Annotated in this window: 19 protein-coding genes; 8 read left to right on the forward strand and 11 right to left on the reverse strand. The window is 60.4% G+C overall.

Annotated elements, in window-relative coordinates:
- Positions 1-512 precede the first annotated feature (512 nt).
- The gene (locus ABAC402_RS36840; protein ID WP_023450929.1) at positions 513-2,954 is read right to left on the reverse strand and encodes a TonB-dependent siderophore receptor; all 2,442 of its coding nucleotides are present in this window, start codon (positions 2,952-2,954) and stop codon (positions 513-515) included.
- Between the two features lie 427 nt (positions 2,955-3,381).
- On the opposite strand from ABAC402_RS36840, the gene ABAC402_RS36845 reads away from it, so the two are divergent.
- On the forward strand, positions 3,382-3,816 hold the full coding sequence (locus ABAC402_RS36845) for a hypothetical protein (RefSeq protein WP_023450930.1): 435 nt from the start codon (positions 3,382-3,384) through the stop codon (positions 3,814-3,816).
- Between the two features lie 195 nt (positions 3,817-4,011).
- On the opposite strand, the gene ABAC402_RS36850 is transcribed toward ABAC402_RS36845, so the two are convergent.
- The 9 genes from ABAC402_RS36850 to ABAC402_RS0120850 all read right to left on the reverse strand — a co-directional run bounded on the left by ABAC402_RS36850 (position 4,012) and on the right by ABAC402_RS0120850 (position 12,424).
- Positions 4,012-4,212: a cold-shock protein gene (locus tag ABAC402_RS36850; RefSeq protein WP_023450931.1), complete on the reverse strand. Its 201-nt coding sequence runs from the start codon at positions 4,210-4,212 to the stop codon at positions 4,012-4,014.
- A 254-nt stretch (positions 4,213-4,466) separates the two neighbouring features.
- Entirely contained in the window at positions 4,467-5,054 is a 588-nt protein-coding gene (gene rplI / locus ABAC402_RS36855; RefSeq protein ID WP_023450932.1) for a 50S ribosomal protein L9, read from the reverse strand.
- A 12-nt stretch (positions 5,055-5,066) separates the two neighbouring features.
- Positions 5,067-5,345, reverse strand: a complete 279-nt coding sequence (rpsR, locus tag ABAC402_RS36860; protein ID WP_023450933.1) for a 30S ribosomal protein S18 — start codon at positions 5,343-5,345, stop codon at positions 5,067-5,069.
- A 2-nt stretch (positions 5,346-5,347) separates the two neighbouring features.
- Positions 5,348-5,725 (reverse strand): 30S ribosomal protein S6, encoded by a 378-nt coding sequence (rpsF, locus tag ABAC402_RS36865; protein WP_023450934.1) that lies wholly within the window; start codon positions 5,723-5,725, stop codon positions 5,348-5,350.
- Between the two features lie 194 nt (positions 5,726-5,919).
- On the reverse strand, positions 5,920-6,456 hold the full coding sequence (locus ABAC402_RS36870) for a peroxiredoxin (RefSeq protein ID WP_023450935.1): 537 nt from the start codon (positions 6,454-6,456) through the stop codon (positions 5,920-5,922).
- Between the two features lie 63 nt (positions 6,457-6,519).
- Complete coding sequence (locus ABAC402_RS36875) at positions 6,520-8,478, reverse strand: S9 family peptidase (protein ID WP_023450936.1); 1,959 nt, start codon at positions 8,476-8,478, stop codon at positions 6,520-6,522.
- Positions 8,479-8,557: 79 nt separating this feature from the next.
- Entirely contained in the window at positions 8,558-9,769 is a 1,212-nt protein-coding gene (locus tag ABAC402_RS41270; protein ID WP_369751412.1) for an alpha/beta hydrolase family protein, read from the reverse strand.
- 5 nt (positions 9,770-9,774) lie between these two features.
- Positions 9,775-10,443: a hypothetical protein gene (locus ABAC402_RS41010; RefSeq protein WP_235080002.1), complete on the reverse strand. Its 669-nt coding sequence runs from the start codon at positions 10,441-10,443 to the stop codon at positions 9,775-9,777.
- A 4-nt stretch (positions 10,444-10,447) separates the two neighbouring features.
- Positions 10,448-12,424: a S9 family peptidase gene (locus ABAC402_RS0120850; RefSeq protein WP_023450939.1), complete on the reverse strand. Its 1,977-nt coding sequence runs from the start codon at positions 12,422-12,424 to the stop codon at positions 10,448-10,450.
- A gap of 162 nt (positions 12,425-12,586) precedes the next feature.
- On the opposite strand from ABAC402_RS0120850, the gene fabD reads away from it, so the two are divergent.
- From fabD to gmk, 7 genes are all read left to right on the forward strand, one after another.
- Entirely contained in the window at positions 12,587-13,531 is a 945-nt protein-coding gene (gene fabD, locus ABAC402_RS36885; protein ID WP_023450940.1) for an ACP S-malonyltransferase, read from the forward strand.
- Positions 13,532-13,895: 364 nt separating this feature from the next.
- Entirely contained in the window at positions 13,896-14,636 is a 741-nt protein-coding gene (gene fabG / locus ABAC402_RS36890; RefSeq protein WP_023450941.1) for a 3-oxoacyl-[acyl-carrier-protein] reductase, read from the forward strand.
- Between the two features lie 189 nt (positions 14,637-14,825).
- The gene (locus tag ABAC402_RS36895) at positions 14,826-15,065 is read left to right on the forward strand and encodes an acyl carrier protein (RefSeq protein ID WP_006274591.1); all 240 of its coding nucleotides are present in this window, start codon (positions 14,826-14,828) and stop codon (positions 15,063-15,065) included.
- A gap of 197 nt (positions 15,066-15,262) precedes the next feature.
- Positions 15,263-16,543, forward strand: a complete 1,281-nt coding sequence (gene fabF, locus ABAC402_RS36900) for a beta-ketoacyl-ACP synthase II (RefSeq protein WP_023450942.1) — start codon at positions 15,263-15,265, stop codon at positions 16,541-16,543.
- Between the two features lie 2 nt (positions 16,544-16,545).
- Positions 16,546-17,733: an endolytic transglycosylase MltG gene (mltG, locus tag ABAC402_RS36905; RefSeq protein WP_023450943.1), complete on the forward strand. Its 1,188-nt coding sequence runs from the start codon at positions 16,546-16,548 to the stop codon at positions 17,731-17,733.
- A 2-nt stretch (positions 17,734-17,735) separates the two neighbouring features.
- Positions 17,736-18,617, forward strand: coding sequence for a YicC/YloC family endoribonuclease (locus ABAC402_RS36910; RefSeq protein ID WP_023450944.1), 882 nt, complete (start codon positions 17,736-17,738; stop codon positions 18,615-18,617).
- 3 nt (positions 18,618-18,620) lie between these two features.
- Positions 18,621-19,253 carry a guanylate kinase gene (gene gmk, locus ABAC402_RS36915; protein WP_023450945.1) on the forward strand — a complete coding sequence of 211 codons (633 nt, stop codon included), beginning with the start codon at positions 18,621-18,623 and terminating at the stop codon, positions 19,251-19,253.
- 90 nt (positions 19,254-19,343) lie between these two features.
- Here gmk and ABAC402_RS36920 read toward each other — a convergent pair whose 3' ends face one another.
- Positions 19,344-22,733: a S8 family serine peptidase gene (locus ABAC402_RS36920; protein ID WP_162148541.1), complete on the reverse strand. Its 3,390-nt coding sequence runs from the start codon at positions 22,731-22,733 to the stop codon at positions 19,344-19,346.
- Positions 22,734-22,984: the final 251 nt, after the last annotated feature.

Below are 22,984 nucleotides of genomic sequence, written 5' to 3' on the forward strand. Positions count from 1 at the left end.
TCGATCCGATCCACAGGCTGTGAAGATCGGGGATAACTCGACACTGTTCGCACTATGTTCTCAACCTTTAACACCAGTCCACGATAATCTTGACACATCGTGGGTTGGCAAGGCCGACTGGCCGCCCGAGGTTACGCGAGGGGCCATCGGGGCCGCCCGAGCTTCTGCGAGGAGCCATGCGGCGCTTGAGCTAAAAAAAAGCGAATACCAACCGCACCTTATCTTGCAAGATGTGTCAGTCTTTTCGTGGGTTGGTATAATACCAATCCACGATGACCTTGACTCATCGTGGATTGGCAAGGGCGACTGCCCGCCCGAGCTTTTGCGAGGAGCCATGGGGGACGCCTAGTCCGGCGCTTGAGCTGAAAAAATGCGAATACCAAGCGTCATTCTTTATGAGGCTTGGTATAAGTCATTGTACCAACGAGACACCATAAAAACTCCCCACCGTTGCCGATGGGGAGTTGATCAGCGTTGTGACTATTCAGGATCCAGGGTGCTTCGCGCCGTGGCTACCAGGATTTGCTGACGCGGGCATACAAGAAGCGACCGTTGAAGCCGAACGGTGCGCGGGCGCTGAAGGCCGCAGCGCCGTTGTAGGCTGCCGTCGGTGGCGGGGTCAGGTTGTTGGCCAGGGTGGTCAGAGGCGTCGCGTCAGGATAGACGTCGAAAGCGTTGTCGACGCCCAGGGTCAGTGTCGTCTGGCCAGGGAAGCGATAGCTGGCTACGAGGTTGACCAGGGTCTTGTCGCCGGTTTCAAAGTCGAAATTGGCATTGGTCTGCGCGACAAGGATTGAGCTGTAGTAGACGGCGTTGGCCGAGGCTGACCAGCTTCCGAGCTTCCAGTCCAGCGAAAGGTTGTATTTGTCTTCCGGCGTCGAACTGGCCAGCAGGTTCTGGTTTACCCGGGCGAACAGCGCCGGGGGCACCGGCAGGGTCGACAGGGTATTGACCACCGGGAAACGATCAATCGTTGTTTCGCCGTGGTTGGCCGCCAGGCCAAGGTCGTAAGTGCCCAGAGACTCTGTTATCAGGCGGTAGCGCGCCACGATGTCGATACCCTTGGTGGTGGTATCGACGCCGTTGATGAAGAAGCGGGCGCCGTCAACACCGAAGGGGTTCAACAGACCGGCGACACCGGCATTGCTGGAGGTCAGAAGATTTTCGCTGAGGATGATGCGGTCGGTGACCTTGATGTCATAGCCATCGACGGTCAGTTCGAAGGGGCCCTTGTGGAAGACGAAGCCGAGCGCCAGGTTTTCAGAGTCTTCGGCTTTCAGGGGCGCAGCGCCCAGCGCCTTGGCAACATCGCTTGACACGGGGAAGGTGGTGATCAACTGGGCAACGCCGGCAACGAAGTTGGTGGCGCTGGAGCTGAAATACTGCTGTTGCAGCGAGGGCGCCCGGAAGCCGGTCGAGGCCGAGCCGCGAATGGCGAAGGCATCGGTAAAGTCATAACGCGCCGACAGCTTGCCCGAGGTATTCTCGCCGAAATCGGAATAGCTTTCCGCGCGTAAGGCGACACCGAAGCTCAGCTTTTCGGTCAGCTTCGATTCCAGGTCGAGATAGGCGCCGACATTTGACCGGCTCTTGTCGTTTTCGTTTTGCGGGAACAGGCCGGGGAAGCCCTGGGCGCCCTGGGGTGCCGTCACCGGGCCTTTCGCCCACGACTGCAGTTCGCCGGCTTCGATGCGGTAGGATTCCGACCGCGCTTCGAAACCGAAGCCGACATCCAGCGGTGCTGCCAGCCAGCCCAGTTCGAAGGAACGGCTGAAGTTGGCGTTGATGACGCCCTGGCCGTAGATAAGCTTGCCGGAATAGAAGTCGGTTTGCGAATTAATGCCGAACGAAGCATTGACACTGTTATTGGTGTGGTAGGTCAGTTGGTTTTCGCCGAAGACGAGGCTGAAATCAGAGGCCCAGTCCCCGATCGAGCCTTCGGTGCCGAAAGCGCCTGACCAGTCCCGGGTCGTCGCCTGGATCTTGGGCAGGAAACCGTTTGGATAGATGGCCAGGACGTTGCCGGAATTGTTGAAAGGCCTGAAGTTAGCGGCACTTTCGTTGTCGCGATCCTGGAAACTGGCCCAGCCGTACAGCGACCAGACGTCGTTGAGCGGCAGGCCGGCATTGGCGAACAGAGTGATGGCGGTTTCTTCCGGATCACCGTAGCGCGATACCACGGACGCCGGCGTGATGCGGGTATCGAGCCCGCCGCGCGATGTAGCCTCGCGGTTCTTCAACTCGCCTGACACGGTCAGGAAGCCGTCATCGAGCAGGGGCAGGCCGACCCAACCGGAGACTGAGGTCGTGGCGCCATCGGACTTGTGATAGCTGGTGTTGGCGGTTTCGACGTCGGTATCGTACTGCCCGTAGGACACGGTTACGCCGCCGCCCGATGATGCCTTGCGCAGACGCAGGTTGATAACGCCGGCAATGGCATCGGAGCCGTATTGCGCCGAGGCGCCGTCGCGCAGGACTTCGACCGTGCTCAGCGCGGCTTCGGGGATGGTATTGAGGTCGACGGCGGCGGCGCCACGGCCGACCGAGCCGTTGATATTGACCAGGGAGGAGGCATGGCGGCGCTTTCCGTTGATCAGGACCAGGCTCTGGTCGGGGGACATGCCGCGCAGCGTGGCGGGACGGACGCTGTCGGTGCCGTCGGTGACGGCGGGACGCGGGAAGGTGATGGACGGAGCGATCTTGGACAGGCCTTCGGCCAGTTCGGTCGAGCCCTGATTGCTGAGCGTTTCCGCCTTGATAACATCGACGGGCGCCAGGGTGTCGAGGCGCGACCGGCGCGGGGTGCGAGTACCGGTGACGACGACTTCGGTCGGCTCTTCAGCGACGGGCACAGCGTCCTGAGCGAAGACGGGTACGCTGGCGCCCGAAAGCGACAGGACAAGGGCGGTGGTGACGTAAAGGCGGGCAGTGGCCCGGCGGCGGAAGAGGGACATGGTAGCTCCTGAACAAACAAACATGAGGCAGCGGACAAGCGGGTGGGGCGGGAGGGTCCGTTAACGCTTATTAAGTCGCCCGAATTTCGCCAAAGAAAAGGGGAGCGCCGCAATATTATTTTTGTCCTACAGGATAGATTCGCTAAATCTTCTCAAGACGTTCCAAAGGCTACATGGTGAATCTCTGCTTTTTTCGGCAACGTATTCAGTTATTTGGGGACGCTTGTGAGGCTGTCTCGCGCGCGGCGGGGTCTCAGCGTTTCTATGTTCGCGGGTGCAGCGGCCAGGCTTGTCGTCGCCTTGGCGCCTTGCGAAATTCCCCTCACTGTGGTGATTATGTGACGTATTTGTGACCCGCAGGCCATCGCAAGTGCGGAGTCTGGAGAAAGCGTGTAGATTAATGCGCGGCTATAAAAGGGAGGCAAGAGTGCAAAATCTTAATGGTTCGCGTCTGGTGCTGGGTGGTGTCACGTCGGGCGTGATTGTTTTCGCTCTGCTAGCGATTACCAATACGGCCATATTGGGTGCCGTCTGGGAGGACTGGCTGGCGATTGCCAAGCCTGTCTTCCCGATGCCGTACCAGAACATTTCGATCGGGCTGTGGGCCGGCCAATCGATCATTGCTGGCCTGGTTGGTACCTTTATCTACGCCGCAATCAAGGACTGGATCGGCGCAAAGCTGCGGGCGTCCTATGTTTCGGGCCTGCTGGTCTGGGCGGTAGGCTGGCTGGGCCTCAGCCTCGACAAACTTGCGATCGGGGTCGAGTCGGAAAAAACCATCTATTACAACCTTCTGGCCGCCCTTCTCGGCTGCCTGATTGGGCAGTTTGTCGCCAGCCATATCTACAAGGATAGGGCTTAAAATGAAGAACCCCGGCAGGTTTCCCTGCCGGGGTTTCAAAATGTCTCAGCTTTGCAGCTTATACCAAGCCTCATAAAGAATGACGCTTGGTATTCGCTTTTTTTCAGCTCAAGCGCCGCATGGCTCCTCGCGTAAGCTCGGGCGGGCAGTCGCCCTTGCCAATCCACGATGAGTCAAGGTCATAGTGGATTGGTATTAGGCTTGGAGGTCAACCGCCGAGGTCTTGCCTTTTTCGGTGGCAAGCTCATAGGTGATTTTCTGGCCGTCGTTGAGGCCGCGCAGACCAGCGCGCTCAACAGCCGTGATGTGAACGAACACGTCGCTGCCGCCGGCGTCCGGCTGAATGAAACCATAACCCTTGGTGGCATTGAACCACTTAACTGTACCTGTGGCCATAGCGGCCTCCTTTAGTGTCGCACCTTCGTGCATGAAGTTCGGGCGGAATTACGCGAACTGGATCCGAAAGTAGCGATATCTGGAAGCGGGCCGTAAGGCGGTCGTCTGGGAAACCGTCGATCTCGAATTGTGGCCACAATACCCGGATTTCCGGTTGTGGCAAGAAAAAACCCGGCAGGAAAACCTGCCGGGCTTCATGTTTTTCAAGCCGTTACAGCTTGGATATCTGTTGCCTGGCGCGCAAACGCCTGCAATCAGCTTTCGTAGGGTGCGTCCGCCATGGCCTGACCTGCGCCGCCTTCGAGCATATCGGCAGCGGCCTGTTCATCGGCGAGACGGTCTTCTTCGAACTGCGCAGTGATGACGTTCTCACCGGCCGCCTGACGGTCGGCTTCGTCCTGTGAGCGGGCGACGTTGACCGAGATTGAGACCGAGACTTCGGCGTGCAGGCGCACCTTGATGCTGTGGATGCCCAGGGTCTTGATCGGAATGTTGAGCACAACCTGGTTGCGTTCGACCTTTCCGCCGGCCGCGGTGATGGCGTCAGTGACGTCTCGCGCATTGACCGAACCGTACAACTGACCCGAGTCACCCGCCTGGCGGATGATCACGTAGGTCGTGCCGTCCAACTCAGACGCGGCCTTTTCGGCGCCGGCCTTGGCGGCGGCGTTGCGGGCGACGATCTGTTCCTTCTGGGCCTCGAAGACCTTCAGGTTGGCGGAGGTGGCGCGCAGCGCCTTGTGGCGCGGCAGCAGGTAGTTACGGGCGAAGCCGTCCTTGACACCGACGACATCGCCGATGGTGCCGAGGTTTTCGACGCGTTCCAGCAAAACAACTTTCATGGTCTCTACTCCTTACTTCACAACGTAAGGCAGCAGGGCCAGGAAGCGGGCGCGCTTGATGGCCTTGGCCAGTTCGCGTTGCTTCTTCTGGCTTACGGCCGTAATGCGCGAGGGAACGATCTTGCCGCGCTCGGAAATGTAGCGCTGCAGAAGTTTAACGTCCTTGTAGTCAATCTTTGGCGCATTGGCGCCAGAGAACGGGCACACCTTGCGGCGGCGGAAGAACGGACGACGGGCCGGGCCGGAGCCGACGGGCGCGCCGGGGGTCGGCGAGGTTTCGATATCAGCCATGATCAGCTTCCTTGTTCGGCGGCAAACGTTTCAGCGCGCTCAGTGCGCTCGGGACGGTCGCGGCGCGACAGAATCGGCGACAGTTCAAGGTCGAGCTCTTCGACACGCACAGTCATATAACGGATGACGTCTTCGTTGATGCTGAGCTGACGTTCCATCTCCTTGACCGCCGGCGCCGGAGCGTCGATGGCAAGCAGGGAGTAGTGGCCCTTGCGGTTTTTCTTGACGCGGTAGGTCAGGTTGCGCAGGCCCCAGTATTCGATCTTGGCGATATGGCCGCCATTGTCCTCGATGAGGTGCTTGAGCGTATCGTTGAGAGCTTCCGCCTGTTGCGGCGAAATATCTTGTCGTGCGATCACGACGTGTTCGTAAAAAGCCATTTATATCCTCTTCCGATGCGACGGGTGGCGCCATGTCCGGCGGAAGTCCGGGCATAACGATGGGTCAGAGTCTCGTAACGAGGCTGACCACCCGTCAAGGGAACGGGGCGTATAACGGAAGAACGACGCAAAGGCAAGGGCCGCAAGCAGGTTGTGCTCACGGCCCCAGGGTCGGGTCCAAGAAGCGCTAACGGCTACTTGCCGGCGCCGACAGCCTTGAGCAGGGCCGGGACGTGAGTCGAGGCGTCGCCGCTGTCATGGACGAAGGCGATGCGGCCATCCTTGCTGACGACGTAGGAAATGCGGCTGGACATGTTCATGATTCCCATCTGGGCATCATAGGCCTTGGTCACCGCGATGTTGCTGTCAGAGCCAACCGGAAATTTGCCGGCACAATCCTTCTTTGAGAAGTCCTTCAGCACATCGATGCCGTCGGCCGACAGGCCGATGACGGTGACGTGTTTCGACTGGAACTGCGGAATGGCTTGCGAGAACTGGCGCGCTTCCAGTGAGCAGCCGCCGGTAAAGGCCTTGGGGTAGAAATAGACCACGACGGGCCCGTTCTTCAGCGCTGTCTTCAGCGAGAAGTCGGCGACCTGGCCGTCGGTGGCAGCTGCGACCTTGAAGTCGGGCGCCTTGTCGCCGACCTTCAGCGCGGCCAGCGACGGCGTGGCGGAGGCAATACCGAGAACGGACAGGCTTACAAGGGTAGTGCGAACAAACGGCGTCATGGCGGCATCTCCTGATTTGCGCGGACGATAGGCCTTATACGCCGGACCGGCAAGTCAGGTTCATCAGTTGGCCGGATTGTGGGTTTCGACGAAGGCGATGGTCAGTTCCAAGACCTTGACCCGGTTCTTTTCCTCGCTCATCAGCCAGTGGTCCTCGCGTAGCAGTTCGACCATTTCGACCGGCTTTCCCGCGGCTTTGAGGGCATCGGCCATCTTGCGGCCCTGGATGATCGGCACCGTGGTGTCGTCGGTCCCGTGCAGGATCAGAACCGGCATTGTGACCTTGTCAGCGTGAAGGGCGGGCGACACTTCGTTCAGCTTCGCCTTGTCGGCGCCGATATAGCGCTTCCAGTACACGAAGGGGCCGCTCCTCTGGCTGCCGCTGTCCATGCCTTCCATGGTCATCATCAGGTTGAGGTCCGACACCGGCGCACCCGCCACAGCGCAGCGATAGGGTTCCGGATCAAACGCCGCCGCCGCCAGGGCGGCATACCCGCCGTAAGACCAGCCGAAAATGGCAACGCGCCTGGGATCGATCAGGCTCTGGCTGGCCAGGTAACGCACGCCGTCAGACAGGTCGGTTTGCATCTTGCGGCCCCACTCGCCATACCCCTTTTCGACGAAGGCCTGACCGTAGCCGCTCGAACCGCGGTAGTTGGGCTGAAGGACGGCATACCCACGCGAGGCAAAGGCTTGAGACATCCAGTCGAAACTGGCATCATCGTTGGCTTGAGGGCCCCCATGGGGCAAGACCACCAAAGGAAGGGCTTTGGCTGACCGGCCTGGCGGCAGGGTAAGGTAACCATGAATTTCCAGCCCGTCGGCGGCTTTGTAGCGAATGGACCGCTTTTCTGCGACCCATTCAGGAGGCAGGTCGGGACGTTGCTGGCCGATCGAAATTGCTTTTCCTGTTGCCAGATTCATAAAGAAGTAGGAACCAGGGTCATCAAAGCCTTCAGAGTAGACGACACGCTTATTCGGATCGTCAGCCTGGGCTATGCTTGCCGACCGATAGTCTCCCATCGCCGTCTTCACGGCCTTGTAACGAGATTGGTCCTCAGCTTCGAAATACTCAAAATCATACTCATCGGCACCGTACGACTGATAGGCAAAACCTGACAGAAAGCGGGTCGCGGGATGGTAGAGTGCGAAACAGTCACCAGCGAATTCTTTATCGAGAGGGCCAGTAACGGAACCGTCCGAGGCCAGGTTGTAGTATCGGTGAGCCCGTTCTCCCGTCTGGAAATAAATCACTGCCGATTTTCCGTCACGTCCAATGCCGGAGACCGCAGTGTTGTCGAGAGCGCCTTTGTCGGAATAAGCTTCTTTAAAACCTGAACCGTCGTCGATCAAAATCGTGTTTTTAAGCAGATCTTCGCGGAAATCCGTCCGGATTACCGGGTGTCCGTTACCATCCACCCTCCAGCCGTTGGTATACCGGTTGCCCTCGGTGATAACCGCTGAGTTTCCGTTGACCGGGTCGAAACGCAGCAATTGCAGTGTGTAGGTCACGCGCCGGATGCCGATCGCAGTTAACATTTTTCGGCCCTTGTAATCGATGACGCTGACCGCCCCGCCAACGACAGGGAAGTAATCTTGATGCGTACCAAAAAGGCTGAAGGATTTGTCGCGTGCGAGGTCCAGGACAACAACCTGGCTAAACTCGCGGGCATAACCTGCAAAACCATCGAGGCTGCCGGTTGTCGACGTAACGACAGCAATCCTTTCGTCGTCAGCCCAAAGGATGTTAGCCACCTTGGCCTTCCCTAATGGCTTGGCGAAAGTCTTTTGCGTTGTCAGATCGAAATCAACCAAAACGCGGTCATCCCCTTTGCGCATGACCATAGCAACGCGGTTTCCATTCGGTGACAAGGCGACTTCAGCGACCGCCTCGAAGCGGCCATAGACTTCAATGGCCGGCGGCGCACCCAGGCTGTTGGCCGCATCGGCGGCTCTGACGACGGCCGGCGCGAGGAAAAGCGCCAAGGCGGAGGCGATGGTGTGGCGTCTGGTGATCGGCATGGAACTCCCCCGGGGCAGGATGCAACTGCCGGTAATTTATATACAGATGAAGCCGTTTGGCTAGACGGTATTTCCGGCCTCAATAGGCCGGATTGTGCGTTTCCAGGAACGTGATCGTGGCCTCCAGTGTTTCCGTGCGCGTCGCCGCCTTGGACAGCCAGTGATCCTCGCCCTTCAGGATGACCACCTCGGCGGGTTTGCCGGCCTTTTTCATCGCTTCGCGCATAGTGTACATCTGCTGGATCGGCACGACAGCGTCATCCTTGCCATGGATCATCAGCAGCGGGATACCGACTTTGTCGGCGTGGTGCGCCGGTGAGATCGACTCCCAGCGGTCGCTGCCGTCGCCCAGTAATTGCTTCATATAGATGACGAAGTCGCTGGTGGCGACCTCGTGGCGGCTTTCGCCGCCCACGGGGTAAACCAGATCGTAAAGGTCGGAAATTCCGGCGATCGAGACGGCGCAGCGATAGACGCCGGTATCCAGCGTGGCGCCGGCCAGGGCGGCATAACCGCCGTACGAGGCGCCAACGATGCACACGCGGTTCGGATCGACCAGGCCATCGGCAATCAGTGTGCGCACCCCGTCGGACAAATCGGTCTGCATTTTTCGCCCGTACTGGCCATAGGCGGCTTCGACGAAGTCGCCGCCATAACCGCCCGAGCCGCGATAGTTCGGTTGCAGCACGACATAGCCGCGCGAAGCGATCGCCTGGGACAGCCAATCGAAGCCCAGGGTATCACGCTGGTCCAGCGGCCCGCCGTGCGGCAGCACGATCAGCGGCAGGTCCCCACCTTCGCGGCCGGGCGGATAGGTGATGATGGCCGGGATTTCCATCCCGTCGGCGGCCTTGTAGGTAAAGGCTTCCTGCTCGGCGACCCATTCGCTGGGCAGGTCCGGATAGGTTTCACCGATGCTCTTGTAGGCGCTGTTCTTGAAGTCGAGGAAATAATAGGTGCCCGGATCGCCGTTGCCTTCCACGAAGACGATCATTTGCCGCGGATCACGCCCCTGGCTGACGATGCGTTTGATCGGGTGATCGGGAAAGGCCTTGTCGATCAGGCCGGGCAGTTTTTCCATGGCCGGATCAAAGAAGGCGTAGGTGTAGACGCCTTCCTTATCGGTGCTGAAGCCGGCCAGTAGTCCCGTGGCGGGATTGTACTGCGATGCAACGTCGACACCGGAATTGATGACGTCGCTGAAGCTGCCGTCGGCCTTGACCTCGTAATACTTGTAGGCCCGCTCGCCCGATCGCATGTACAGCAGGACGGTATCGTTGGTCCGCCCCATGCCGATCAGGCTGGGCGTGGTGAGCGGCGAGGTCTCCCTGTAGACGGTGGTCCAGCGCTTGTCGTTCTTGAACTGTAGTTCCCACAGCGTGGTCTTGGGCTTATACTGGGCGCGGGCGAACGGCGTGCCGTCGTGGCGCACGGCCCACGAGTCGACGTAGGTGTCCTTTTCCCGTGCCTGTTCCAGGAAGCGGTAGTCGCCACCGGTCCGGGGACCTGGTACAGGGTGTCATAACCGCCGGCATAGAGGGCCAGTTTTCCACCCAGTTCGACGATATGGAATTCTCCGTATCCGATCTCGCGAATCGACTGTTTCGGCACGCTGACCATCAGGGTCGTGTAGGACTCGAACGCCCAGGAGAATGCGGTCCCACTCTTGGAAATCGTCGCCAGGATGTGGTCATCGTCCACCCAGAACAGATCGCGCAGCTTGCCATACTGGATCAGGCTGGCATGGCTCTCACCGGTGATCATGTTGTGATCGAAGATCATCCGCTTGCCGTCGCGATTGGTCACCAGGGCCACCTTGTCACCTGCGGGCGCCAGTGCGACCTGATCGGTGTCGGGTAGGTTGCCGTAGACCGACAGCGGCGGCGGCGCACCGAGGCTGTTCTGGGCATGAGACGTCCACGGAGCCAGGGCGAGGGCGGCGATAAGGCAGGCGAGCGGCTTCATGGCGTTACGCCGGATTGTGCTTGAGCAGGAAGGCCATCATGGCTTCCAGAGTCTGCACGCGCGTCGGTTCGCGTGACAGCCAGTGGTCTTCCTGCTTGAGCTGGGTCAGTTCGACCGGCTTCCCGGCCTTGGTCATGGCTTGATAGAAGCTGTTGCTCTGGTCGAATGGAACCACCACATCATCCTTGCCGTGGATCAACAACACCGGCACGCCTATTGCATCAGCGTTCCGCGCCGGCGACAATGTGTCCCACCCGCCTTCCGGCCCCATGAAGCGGCGCCAATATTCGAGATTGTAGCTGTCGTTGTCGAAGCCTTCTCTTTCGCGGCGATAGGCAATGAAGGTACGCAGGTCGGACAGGCCGGCAATGGCAATCGCGCAGTTATAGATGCCCGACTGAAGGCTGACCCCGGCCAGGGCTGCATAGCCACCATAGGCCTTTCCAACAATGGCGACCCGCTTGGGATCGGCGATACCCTGTTTGACCAGATGGGCGACGCCGTCGCTGAGGTCGGTCTGCATCTTGCGGCCGAATTCACCGTAACCCTTTTCGGTGAAAGCCTTGCCATAACCCGAAGAACCGCGGAAGTTCGCCTGCAGCACGGCATAGCCGCGCGTCGCGATCGCCTGGGACAACCAGTCGAAGCGGACGTCGTCAAGATCTTCAGGACCGCCATGCGGCAGGACGACCAGCGCCAGGTTCTTGTCCCCGCCAGTGACCGGCAAGGTCAGCCAGGCGCCGATCTCCAGGCCGTCGCCAGCCTTGTAGGTGATATAGCTCTTGGGCGATATCCACTCTGCCGGCAGTTGCGGATAGGCCGAGCCGATTTCCTTGAAGTCGCCGGTCGTAAAGTCGAAGTAGAAATAGGTGCCGGGGTCTTCCGGGCTTTCGCTGCGCACGACCAGCTGGCGCGGGTTTTCCGCCATGTCCAGAATGTCGTTGAAACTGTCGGGCAGGGCCTGGTCGAGCAATTTGGGCAGACGCTGGAACACCGGATCATAGAAGGTCCAATCGGAGATCGGCCCGTTGTTGCGGAAACCCACCAGGACGTTGGTTGCCGGATGGAAAACCGGGAGATGGTAGCTGCCGTCGATATCCAGCTCGACCTTGGCGCCTGTGCCGTCGAACTCGTAGTAGCGGTCGGCCGTTTCTCCACTGTCGAACCGGACCAGCAGGGTCTTGCCGTCGCGACCCAGGCCGGCCAGCCATGGCTTGTCGTACCGCGCTTCCATCTTGAAGATTTCGCGCCAGCCCTTGCTGTCCCGATAGCGCAGAAGCCAAGTCTTGGTGTCGTCGTCGTATTCGCTGCGTCCTCTAGGGGCACCATCAGGTTGGAGGGCCCACTGCTGAATGGGACGGGCATCGGTGTCGATATTGGTGGACAACGAGGACTTGGTGCTAAAGGCGTATAAGCAGCGCTGCAACCTATTAGCATGCATACTGCTTGTGCCCCCCAGATTGATCCCTTCTGGGTCCTTAAACGATGAGGCGGCTACCTTGTAACCCTCATCAGTCTTGATGCGGTAAAAGTCTCCTGTGACACCACGCACAGCTCCTGGAACGTTCGTATAGAGGATGCTGCGTTTGCCTTTCGGCAGATTAAACATCGAAGCAAGCATGACCGAGATGAGGTCTCCAGCGTAAATGTCGGCCGAAGACGTGGCAACCATAACCGTTTCGTTATCCACCCACATGACCCGGCGAATATTGTCGCCTTCAATGGCGCCGGCTGCCGTAGCACCGGTCGTCAGGTCGTAGTCGATGATGATGCGTTCGCCGTTACGCGTCATCACCATGGCGACGCGTTTGCCGTTGGGCGACAAGGCGACATTCTCGACGGCTGGGAGCTTGCCCAGGACGGTAAGCGGCGGAGGCGCAGCCTGCGCCCGGGCGGCACGGGAAAACAGAGTGCCGGCCAGTGGCATGACGGCAGCTCCGGCAAGGAGATAGCGGCGCGAGAGAGAGGTAGGATCGATCATGAAAGCCCCCCGGCTTGTCGACAAGCTAACATGAGTGTTCAGCTACAGGTTTGATAATCAAACTATGCGCGCTGCCGGGATTGCGCAAGCAAAATAGCTTTTTCTTGCCCTGATCTGCGGTTCCGCCTATCCAGTCGCCGCTCAAGTTTGAGGAGGCAGCATATGACCACCGCTTTCGTATTTCCCGGACAAGGCTCGCAAAGCGTCGGCATGGGCGCGGAGTTGTATGACACCTTTCCCCGTGCCCGTGCCGTCTTCGACGAAGTCGACGAGGCCCTGGGCCAGAAGCTGTTCCAGTTGATGCGCGAAGGCCCCGAATCAGAACTGACCCTGACCGAAAACGCCCAGCCAGCCATCATGGCGGTGTCCCTGGCCGTCGTCCGCGTTCTGGAAGACGATTTCGGCATCACCTGCGCCGATGCCAGCTATGTCGCCGGCCACTCCCTGGGCGAGTATTCTGCCCATGCCGCCGCCGGCACCTTCAGCCTGTCGGACACAGCGCGGCTGCTGAAGCTTCGAGGTCAGGCCATGCAGGCGGCGGTTCCGGTCGGCGTCGGCGCCATGGCCGCCCTGATCGGCAAGGCCGACCTTGCCCTGGCCGAAGCCGCCTGCCAGGCGGGTTCGGTGGCCGGCGTGGTCGTGGTCGCAAATGACAATAATGCCGGCCAGATCGTCATTTCCGGCGAAAAAGCCGCCGTTGAGATTGCTATGGAAAAAGCCAGGGAACTGGGTGCCAAAGCCATGCTGCTGAATGTGTCGGCGCCGTTCCACTGTCCGCTGATGCAGCCCGCCGCCGATGCCATGGCCGATGCCCTGGCCAAGGTGACGATCAAGGCTCCGGTCTCGACCCTGGTCGCCAATGTCACGGCCCGTCCGGTGAGCGACAAGGACCAGATTGCGGGCCTTTTGGTTCAGCAGGTTACCGGCCGGGTACGCTGGCGCGAGACGATGGAATGGCTGGGAGGCGAAGGTGGAGTCACCCGCGTCGCCGAACTGGGCGCAGGCAAGGTTTTGACCGGCATGATCAAGCGCAGCTTGCCGGACGTGACAGCCGTCGCGCTCAATGGCGCCGCCGACTTCGAAGCTTTCGCCAAAGCACAGGGCTAAGTGTTTTGAACCACGGATGGACACGGATTTCACCGTAGCCTGATCGTGTCGCTAGGCCGGTCTAGCTGCAGGTTTGGAACCGCGAATGAACGCGAATGGACGCGAATGGTTAAAGCGCCAAAGCCGCAAAAAAACAGGCTGGTTCAAATGCGGTTTTTCGGCGTGACCTGGAATATTCGCGTTTATTCGCGTTCATTCGCGGTTTAAAAGCCAATCGTTGCCGAATGCACGGCGGTTTCGGATAGCCCTGAAATCGGTGTCTATTCGTGTCCATCCGTGGTTCCAAAACCAATACATTCGACTTGATCCCGCGGCGGGCCTGTCGTAAGCCGCGCCGCTTGCAGACAAGAATCGGAGAGCCTCCATGTTCGAACTGACCGGTAAGACCGCCCTTGTCACCGGGGCCACCGGCGGCTTAGGCGCCGAGATAGCCCGCGCGCTCCACAAGCAAGGCGCCAAGGTCGTGCTGTCCGGCACGCGCGAAAGCGTCCTGGCCGACCTGGCCGCCGAACTGGGCGAGGGCGCCTTCATTGCCGCTGCCAACCTGTCTGACGCCGCTTCGGTGGATGGCCTGGTCGCCCGCGCAGAAGAAACGGCAGGCAGCGGACTCGACATTCTGATCGCCAATGCCGGCATCACGCGCGATGGTCTGCTGATGCGCATGAAGGACGAGGACTGGGATACGGTCATCAAGGTCAACCTCGAAGCCTATTTTCGCCTCGCCCGCGCTGCCACCAAGGGCATGATGAAGCGCCGCTCCGGTCGCATCATTGGGATCACCTCGGTCGTCGGTGTCACCGGCAATCCGGGCCAGACCAACTATGCCGCCTCCAAGGCCGGCATGATCGGGTTCTCCAAGGCCCTTGCCCAGGAAGTCGGCTCGCGCGGCATCACCGTCAATTGCATTGCCCCCGGTTTTATTGCTTCGCCGATGACCGATGCGTTGAACGAGGCCCAACGCGGCACCATATTGCAACGGATACCGACGGGTGCCTTGGGTGCCGGTACGGATATTGCTGCAGCTGCGGTGTACCTGGCGAGCAACGAAGCCGGTTACGTGACGGGACAGACCCTGCACGTCAACGGCGGAATGGCGATGATCTGATACCGCAGCGCAACAAGAACTGTCGCAATTGCACTTTTGTGTTGGTTAAGAGTGTGGTACGCAACGGCTAAATCGGCTTGAAACCTAACAAGTGTGTGTCTACAAGCCGGAACCCGAAATTCTCGATTGCCCCGCATCCCCGAAAGGTTTACGGGGGCCTGAATGTCTAAACCTCTGAAGGGACTATAAATGTCTGAAGTTCTTGAACGTGTTCGCAAGATCGTCATCGACCACCTGGACGCCGATCCGGACAAGGTGACGGAAAAGGCGAGCTTTATCGATGACCTGGAAGCCGACAGCCTCGACATCGTCGAGCTGGTTATGGCTTTCGAAGAGGAATTCGACATCGAAATCCCTGACGATTCGGCTGAGCATATCCTGACGGTCGGTGACGCGGTCAACTATATCCAGGACAAGCTGGCGGCTTAAGAGGCGGTTTGGACGTAACGCAAGCCGTTATTTTCCAGCAACTCCAAGCGGTCGGCGCTTGAATCCGTCATAGGCGCGGCCGCAAATCCGAATTTCGGGTTTGGCCGCGCTTAATTTTTTGAGTATGCCTTACAGATTGCTGTCCGGGGTTTCAAGTGGGGCCACTTGGCCGGGCGGTCGAGGGAAATGGTACGCCTATGGTACGTCGCGTTGTCATCACTGGCCTCGGCCTGGTCTCGCCGCTGGGCGCCGGGGTAGAGATTTCGTGGAAACGCCTGCTTGAAGGTCAGTCCGGCGCAGGCCCGATCACGGCCTTCGACACCACCGACTACGCTTGTACGGTCGCGTGCGAAGTCCCGAGCGTCGACGGTCGCGGTGGTGGCGGTCCCGACATCGAAGGCTCCTTTGATCCGTCGCTGGTCCTGTCAAACAAGGAACGGCGCAAGGTCGACGACTTTATCCTGTACGGTATTGCGGCGGCTGACGAGGCCCTGAACGATGCCAACTGGCACCCTGAAACCGAAGAGGACAGGATCCGCACCGGCGTGATGATCGGTTCCGGCATCGGTGGTTTAGGCATCATCGCTGCAACGGCGCTGGAATTGCGCGATAAAGGGCCCAAGCGGATATCGCCCTTCTTCATACCGTCGTCCCTGATCAACCTGGCTTCGGGGCAGGTGTCGATCCGACACGGCCTGAAGGGGCCGAATCACGCTGTCGTCACCGCCTGCGCCACCGGCGCCCACGCGATCGGCGATGCGTCCCGGCTGATCGCCCATGGCGACGCTGACGTCATGGTCGCCGGCGGGGCCGAATCGGCCATCGTGCCGATCGGCATTGCCGGCTTCATCGCTTGCCGCGCTCTCTGCACCGCCTTCAACGACGAACCGACCAAGGCTTCGCGGCCCTACGACAAGGACCGAGACGGCTTCGTCATGGGCGAGGGGGCCGGTATCGTGGTGCTGGAAGAGTATGAACACGCCAAGGCGCGTGGCGCGAAGATCTACGCTGAGGTCCTGGGCTATGCCCTGTCGGGCGACGCCTACCACATTACCGCTCCGTCTGAAGACGGTGACGGTGGCTACCGCGCCATGGTGGCGGCGGCCAAGGATGCCGGAATCGACCCCGCAACCATCGACTATGTGAATTCGCACGGTACCTCGACCATGGCGGATGGTATCGAGTTGAAGGCCATCGAACGCTTTCTGGGCGCGCGCGCAGCGACAGGCACCGTGTCCTCGACCAAGTCGGCTATCGGCCACCTGCTGGGCGGGGCCGGTGCCGTCGAAGCCATCTTCTGCGCCCTGGCCATTCGCGACCAAGTGGCCCCGCCGACCATCAACCTAGACAATCCCGATGTCGAAACGACCATCGACCTGGTGCCGCACAAGGCCAAGAAGATGAAGATCGACCGCGTCATGTCGAACAGCTTTGGATTCGGCGGCACGAATGCCGCCCTGATTATGGGTAAGGTTTAGTCATGATCCGCTGGCTGCGTCGCGACGGAAAGGGTGAGCCCTCCACGGGGGGCGGCAAGGGCGGTTTCAAGGCATTCCTGGCGCCGCTGGCGGGCCTCGTTGCCGGTATTATCCTGCTGGTTATGGCTGGCGGCATGTTCTTCTACGCCCAGATGTACGGTCCCGGTCCCAGGCCGGCCGATAATGCCGCCGTGAAGGAAGTGACCTTCCAACGTGGCACAAGTGTCACCGCCATGAGCGAGGAACTGGAAAAACAGGGTGTCATTCGTTCGGCAACCCTGTTCCGGTTTGCCGCCAAGATCCGCGGGCATGCCAATCGCTTACGCGCCGGCACCTATGCCTTCCCTGGCGGTGATTCCCTTATCGACGTCCTGGCCCGCATGGAAAAAGGCACGGTGGTGCGCAACTTCGTGACCGTCCCCGAGGGCAAGACCTCGGCCCAGGTGGTACGTATTCTTATGACGCAAGACCACCTGACCGGCGAGGTCGAGATTCCGCCGGAAGGTTCTATACTTCCGGAAACGTACGAATTTCAGCGCGGCGAGACTCGTGAAGCCGTACTCGACCGCATGCTGGATGCCGGTCGCAAGACCTTGGATGACCTTTGGGAAAAGCGCGAGAAGGGCCTGCCGTTCAAGAATAAGGAAGAGGCCCTGATCATGGCGTCGATCGTCGAGCGCGAGACCGGACTGGCCTCGGAACGTCCCCGCGTCGCCGCCGTGTTCGTCAACCGCCTCAGGCAGGGTATTCGTCTCGGCTCCGACCCGACAGTGATCTATGGTGTATCGCGTGGCGAGCCCCTGGGCCGCGGCCTGACCCGGACCGAGCTCGATACCTGGTCACCGTGGAACACCTACCTGATCGACAAGCTGCCGGTGACGCCGATCGCCAATCCGGGCAAGGCGGCCATCGCCGCCACCCTGAACCCCCTCAAGACATCCGACCTCTATTTCGTCGCTGACGGCACGGGCGGTCATGTCTTCGCCGCCACCTATGAAGAGCATCTCGCCAATGTCGCCAAATGGCGCCAGATCGAGTCCCAGGTGTCGCGCTATTCGACCCCGGCGGTTGGCTCTGAGTCGGCTGTGGCGTCCTCGCCGGCGGTCAATACCGAAGGCACCCAAACTCAGCCAACTCAAACTCAGGCAAAACAGACTCAGGCAGCGATCCGCCTGAAGAGCACGTCGTAGTAATGCCCCTGGCCTCCATGACAGGGTTCGCTCGCGTCGAGGGCGGCGCGGGCGAAACCGCCTGGGTGATAGAGTTGCGCAGCGTTAACGGGCGCAATCTTGACGTCAAATACCGCTTTCCGCCTGGCTTCGAAGCGGTCGAGCGACTGGGCCGCGAACTTGTTAAAGGCCGGTTGCAGCGCGGCCAGGTCAGCCTGAGCGTCTCGGTTAACACGGCGGGCAGCAAGGGCGGCGTCAGCATCAATCACGACGTCCTGGCCGCCTATCTCGATGCCGGCCACGACCTGATCAAGTCCGGCAAGGTAAAGGCGCCACGCCTCGACGGCCTATTGGCCCTGCGTGGTGTCGTCGATATCGGTGGCGACGAACGTGAGGGGCTGGACGCCGCTGGAGAGGCGGCGCTGGGCGCCGATTTGGCGCGGGGACTGGACGGGCTGAAGGCCGCGCGCGAAGCCGAGGGCCGATCGCTGGATGCCATCCTGAAAACGCAGTTGGTCAGCATGGCGGCATCGCTGGAACGGGGAAAGTCGCTGGCAGCCCAGCAGGTCGAGGTCATCCGTGACCGCTTTACCCGCCGAATGAACGAGCTTCTCGCCGACCAGGCCGGGTTCGAGGAGCGCGTGCTGCAGGAAGCGGCCGTCCTGGCGGCCAAGGCTGATGTTCGTGAAGAACTGGACCGTCTGGCCTCGCATATCGACCAGGCGCACGCCCTGATCGACGGTGAGTCGGCGCCGGGCCGTAAGCTGGATTTCCTGGCGCAGGAGTTCATGCGCGAAGCCAATACTCTGTGTTCCAAGTCGGCCTTTATCGAATTGACCCAAACCGGGCTGGAGCTTAAGTCGGTCATCGACCAGTTCCGTGAACAGACTCAGAATGTGGAGTAATTGATGGACAAGCTGCGCCGCGGCCTCATGCTGATCGTGGCGGCGCCCTCGGGGGCCGGAAAGACGTCGCTGTGCCGCCGTCTGGTGTCCGACCACGCCGACCTGGATCTGTCGATTTCGGTGACGACACGGGGCGTGCGCCCCGGCGAAAAGGACGGTCGCGACTACCATTTCATCCAGCAGGAGGAGATGGATAAGCTGATCAACGACAAGGCGCTGCTGGAATATGCCTCTGTTCACGACGCTATGTATGGTTCACCGCGCGACCCGGTCGAAAAGGCGCTGAGCCTTGGCCGCAATGTTCTGTTCGATATCGACTGGCAGGGGGCGCAACGTATTTCGGCAAGGGCGCCGGGCGACGTCGTGCGGGTTTTTATCCTGCCGCCGTCGATGCATGAACTGAATCGCCGGCTGGTGGCCCGCGCCCAGGACGACGACGATGTCATCCAGCGCCGCATCTCGCGTGCCAAGAATGAGATCTCGCACTGGGCAGAGTACGACTACATCATCCTTAACGACGATTTCGACCGGTCCTATGCTGAACTGGTCCACATCTATCATGCCGAGGCCTCGCGCCGGGCGAGGGGGCTGTGGATTTCGCCCTTTGTCGATGAGCTGATGGCGGAAAAGATATAGCAAAAAATATCCACAGAATACTCAGATTTCACAATTTGAAATTTGCTTTGCGCGTAGAGAAAATCTGCGAAATTTGTGGATTTACTTTCCCTACAACAAGAAATCTAACACGCTGATGGTCGTTGTTAAATTTCCGGCCAGGAAAACTTCGAACTCGGCATGCCCCTCGGCGTCATTGAGGGTATTGCCCTGGACCAGCGTGTTGACGCCGTCGAACCAAACCCGTAACTGACCGGCCGCGCTAAAGGCGGCGTCGCCGATGAAGGCGAAGGCGTTGTCACTTCCGCCGTCTATGGCATCAATGCCCCGCAGATCGATGCGGTCGTATTGCTGGTGCGGGTGTGCGCGCGCGAAGAAATCTACCAACATGTCGGCTGCCGTGCCGACATCCGCCTGGGCGTAAACGAAAACGTCATTGCCGTTGCCGCCGCGCAGCCGGTCAGCGCCGCCGCCGCCGGTGATCCGGTCATTGCCGTCGCCGCCGCTCACGGTATCATTGCCGAGGCCACCGTCGACCGTGTCGTTGCCGATCTCGCCGGACAGGTTGTCGTTGCCGTCGCGGCCATAGATCCGGTCGTCACCATCGCCGCCAAAGGCTGTATCGTTGCCGAGACCGCCATCGAGATAGTCGCGGCCGGCGCGGCCACCGATCATGTCGTGGCCGTCTCCGCCGGAAACCCTGTCGTCGCCGTCTCCGCCGGACGCCGTGTCGTTACCCGCCGCGCCGTCGAGTGTGTCGTTTCCCATCTCTCCGGCCAGGTTGTCGTTGCCGTCGCGGCCATAGACACCGTCGTCGCCGTCACCACCGACCACGGAATCGTTGCCGATGCCGCCGTCGAGATAGTCATGGCCGGCCTGACCGCCCAGCGCGTCGTTACCGGCGCCACCGGTCAGGCGGTTGTCGAACCCGTCCCCCGCCAGCGTATCGTCGCCTGTGCTGCCGGTGACGTTCTCGAAGCCGGCTATGACGTCGCCCATGGCATCGCCAGAGACGGCAGTCAGATCGCCGAGGACGATCCGGACCGCCGCCACGGAGTCGGCATAGCTGAGCAGATCGATGCCGAGACCACCCGACAGCCGGTCAGCGCCGCTGCCACCGGTTACGGTGTCGTCGCCGTTGCCGCCGTCCAGGGTATCGTCGCCCAGGCCGCCGAACAGCCTGTCATCGCCTTCGGCGCCGCGCACCCAGTCGTGACCACGACGCGCCGAGATCGTGTTGTTGCCGCCGGAACCCGTCAGTTGATCGGAGAAATCGGAGCCTTCCAGGTTTTCGAAACCTGATACGGTATCAATACCGCCGCCGCCGGTGTTTTGACCTTCAGTAAGCGACAGGTCGATGGTCACACCCGTGACTGCGCCGTCATAGGACAGCTTGTCGCTGCCGTTGCCACCGTCCAAAGCGTCATTACCTGGCCCGCCATGAACATAGTCGTCGCCGCTGCCACCGGAAAGGGTGTCATTGCCGGCGCCACCGGTAATGATGTCGGCACCGCGCATGCCGTAAAGACGGTTGTGCGCACCGTTCCCGTAGATCGCATCGCCGCCGTCACCACCCCAGGCATTTTCCAGGACAGTCCCCGGCGTGAGGGTCACTGCCATGCCGTTGATGCGGCTAAGGTGAATACCGCGCAGGTCGAGCAGCGACGCCGAGCTGACGGCTGCAGTATTCAAGGTGTCGATTCCTGTGGTGTCGGTGATCGTGTAGCTGTAATCCATCCCGGCCAGAACGCCGAACTCATTGGTATAGATATACTCGCTGTCGTCCGTCGTCGCGTCGCCATAGATGGTGAGGGTGGCTGTCTTGAAAATGCCGTTGGTCGGCCAGAAACCCCTGTCATCGAGGATCACCAGTTGCCAGGTACCAGCGGCGTCTTCGCCGACGAAATTGTTGCTGGTAAAGGTCCAGGGATCCCACCGCGTGCCGCCCGTGCCAAAGATACTCGGTCCATAGCCCTTATGGTCGAAGATCAGGCTTTCCGTGCCCGACGGCGAGATCAGCTTGACCTCCAGTTCATTTGTCATCTTATGCGTCATGTTCAGATACAGGGTAACGATCTGAGCCGTGACGCCAGCAGAGATATCAAACGAGATGACCAGAGGCGTGGTGTTGTAAGGGGCTTCGGGAATGACCAGGTCTTGCGTGCGTGACGCCGACCGGCTTACTTCGTTGGCTGAGGTCCGCTGGCGTGTCCAACTCTCGGCGAGACGGACGGCAGCCAGGGCATCGACCAGACCGAAGCCATAATTCTGATTGAAGTGCAGGCCTGTGCCGTTGACCTGAGACGAGTCATTGATCTTCCACGCATATTTTTCGTAGTACGGAGAGGGTGTTTCTCCAATGGCCGTACCGGTATGGCGGGCGGTGAAGGCCAGAATATCGCGAACATCGCGCCAGCCCAGGCCGGGATTGGCTTCCAGCATCAGAGCGGTAACGCCGCTGACCATCGGGGCGGCGGCTGACGTGCCGCCGAAGCGGGTGGTGTAGTCGGCCGAGACCGGATCCCAGTCGGGGTTGTCACCCTTGTTATAGCCGGCGTCGCCGACCTGATCGGTGGTTGCCACGTGAGGTCCGAAATAGGAACCGCTGGAGGTCGCGCCCACCAGGACATTGGCGCCTTCCGACGAGTAGTCCGCCACCAAGCCCTCGCTGGCGATGGCCGAGACTGTGATGCTGTAGCGCTGGTTCTGGAAGCCGCTGAGATTGGCGTCGAGCGGGTTGATGCTGCGATTGTTGCCGGCAGCCTGGATCAGCAATGTGCCCAGACCACCACGGCCCTGGTCTGCCGCGTTCTTGTAATGATGGGCGTTGACAGAAAACCACTGGCGCAGTTCGAAGCCGTCGAATGGCGCAAGCCCCCCAAGACTCATGTTGACGATGTCGAAATCCTTGGCGTGTGCCAGGGCGATTTCGAATTCATGCAGCGCTACGGCCGTAGAATAGATCACCGGTAACGAGGTGACCTTGGCGTCGTAGGCGATCCCGGTCATGCCTATGCCGTTCTTCGCCGCCGCGATAATTCCGGCAACTGCCGTGCCATGGGCGCCGTCGCTGTGGTCGTAGAACAGGTCCTCGACATCCAGGTTTTCGTTGTAATTGGGTTCGAGGTCCGGGTGACTGCGCTCGATAAGGCTGTCGAAGACCCCGACCGTGACTCCGGCGCCGGTATAGGTCTGGCCGCCGCCGCCGTCCCAGACCGGGCGGACATTGAGGTCGACGGCGATATCGTCCATGCCCGTGCGGTCGATATACCATTGCCGGTACACCAGAGGATCGTCGCCCGGTTGGAGACCGGTTGCGCTGGTGTAGCGCAGGGTCCCGCCAATCGTATCGGCGGCGCTGGCGGGGACGCCCGGCGTCACGCTATCGGCCGGAGAGTCGTGGCGAAAGCTCCAGACGAGGCTGGTCAGGAGGTGGTTCGACGCAGATCCTCCGCGACCGATGAGAATCGGGCTCGGGTCAAAGGCAGGCAGGGGGAACATTTCAGGAAGCGCTGCCAAAAAAGGTGATGACAGAACAGGTGATGAGAGAGCAGGCGACGACTGGACATCGACGCTCGGTCTGCGCATATCATCTGACCATGCGCCCACGACACGTGTATCGGCCTTGCTCAGCATTTCAGCCTCCCGAGTTCCAAGTCATTCAATTTTATCGATAAAACGCGACGCCGACCCTGAATACTGTTGTTATTCCGGCGCGACCTTCTACCTGCAGCATGTAAAAGTCCACCCCA

Origin of the sequence: Asticcacaulis sp. AC402 (assembly GCF_000495835.1) — a bacterium.
Taxonomy (GTDB): Bacteria; Pseudomonadota; Alphaproteobacteria; order Caulobacterales; family Caulobacteraceae; genus Asticcacaulis.

Coding starts and splice junctions, on each gene's coding strand:
- ABAC402_RS36840 (WP_023450929.1), bottom strand. CDS start 2,954: ATGTCCCTCTTCCGCCGCCGGGCCACTGCCCGCCTTTACGTCACCACC.
- ABAC402_RS36850 (WP_023450931.1), bottom strand. CDS start 4,212: ATGGCCACAGGTACAGTTAAGTGGTTCAATGCCACCAAGGGTTATGGT.
- rplI (WP_023450932.1), bottom strand. CDS start 5,054: ATGAAAGTTGTTTTGCTGGAACGCGTCGAAAACCTCGGCACCATCGGC.
- rpsR (WP_023450933.1), bottom strand. CDS start 5,345: ATGGCTGATATCGAAACCTCGCCGACCCCCGGCGCGCCCGTCGGCTCC.
- rpsF (WP_023450934.1), bottom strand. CDS start 5,725: ATGGCTTTTTACGAACACGTCGTGATCGCACGACAAGATATTTCGCCG.
- ABAC402_RS36870 (WP_023450935.1), bottom strand. CDS start 6,456: ATGACGCCGTTTGTTCGCACTACCCTTGTAAGCCTGTCCGTTCTCGGT.
- ABAC402_RS36875 (WP_023450936.1), bottom strand. CDS start 8,478: ATGCCGATCACCAGACGCCACACCATCGCCTCCGCCTTGGCGCTTTTC.
- ABAC402_RS41270 (WP_369751412.1), bottom strand. CDS start 9,769: ATGGGGCGGACCAACGATACCGTCCTGCTGTACATGCGATCGGGCGAG.
- ABAC402_RS41010 (WP_235080002.1), bottom strand. CDS start 10,443: ATGAAGCCGCTCGCCTGCCTTATCGCCGCCCTCGCCCTGGCTCCGTGG.
- ABAC402_RS0120850 (WP_023450939.1), bottom strand. CDS start 12,424: ATGATCGATCCTACCTCTCTCTCGCGCCGCTATCTCCTTGCCGGAGCT.
- fabD (WP_023450940.1), top strand. CDS start 12,587: ATGACCACCGCTTTCGTATTTCCCGGACAAGGCTCGCAAAGCGTCGGC.
- fabG (WP_023450941.1), top strand. CDS start 13,896: ATGTTCGAACTGACCGGTAAGACCGCCCTTGTCACCGGGGCCACCGGC.
- ABAC402_RS36895 (WP_006274591.1), top strand. CDS start 14,826: ATGTCTGAAGTTCTTGAACGTGTTCGCAAGATCGTCATCGACCACCTG.
- fabF (WP_023450942.1), top strand. CDS start 15,263: ATGGTACGTCGCGTTGTCATCACTGGCCTCGGCCTGGTCTCGCCGCTG.
- mltG (WP_023450943.1), top strand. CDS start 16,546: ATGATCCGCTGGCTGCGTCGCGACGGAAAGGGTGAGCCCTCCACGGGG.
- ABAC402_RS36910 (WP_023450944.1), top strand. CDS start 17,736: ATGCCCCTGGCCTCCATGACAGGGTTCGCTCGCGTCGAGGGCGGCGCG.
- gmk (WP_023450945.1), top strand. CDS start 18,621: ATGGACAAGCTGCGCCGCGGCCTCATGCTGATCGTGGCGGCGCCCTCG.
- ABAC402_RS36920 (WP_162148541.1), bottom strand. CDS start 22,733: ATGTTCCCCCTGCCTGCCTTTGACCCGAGCCCGATTCTCATCGGTCGC.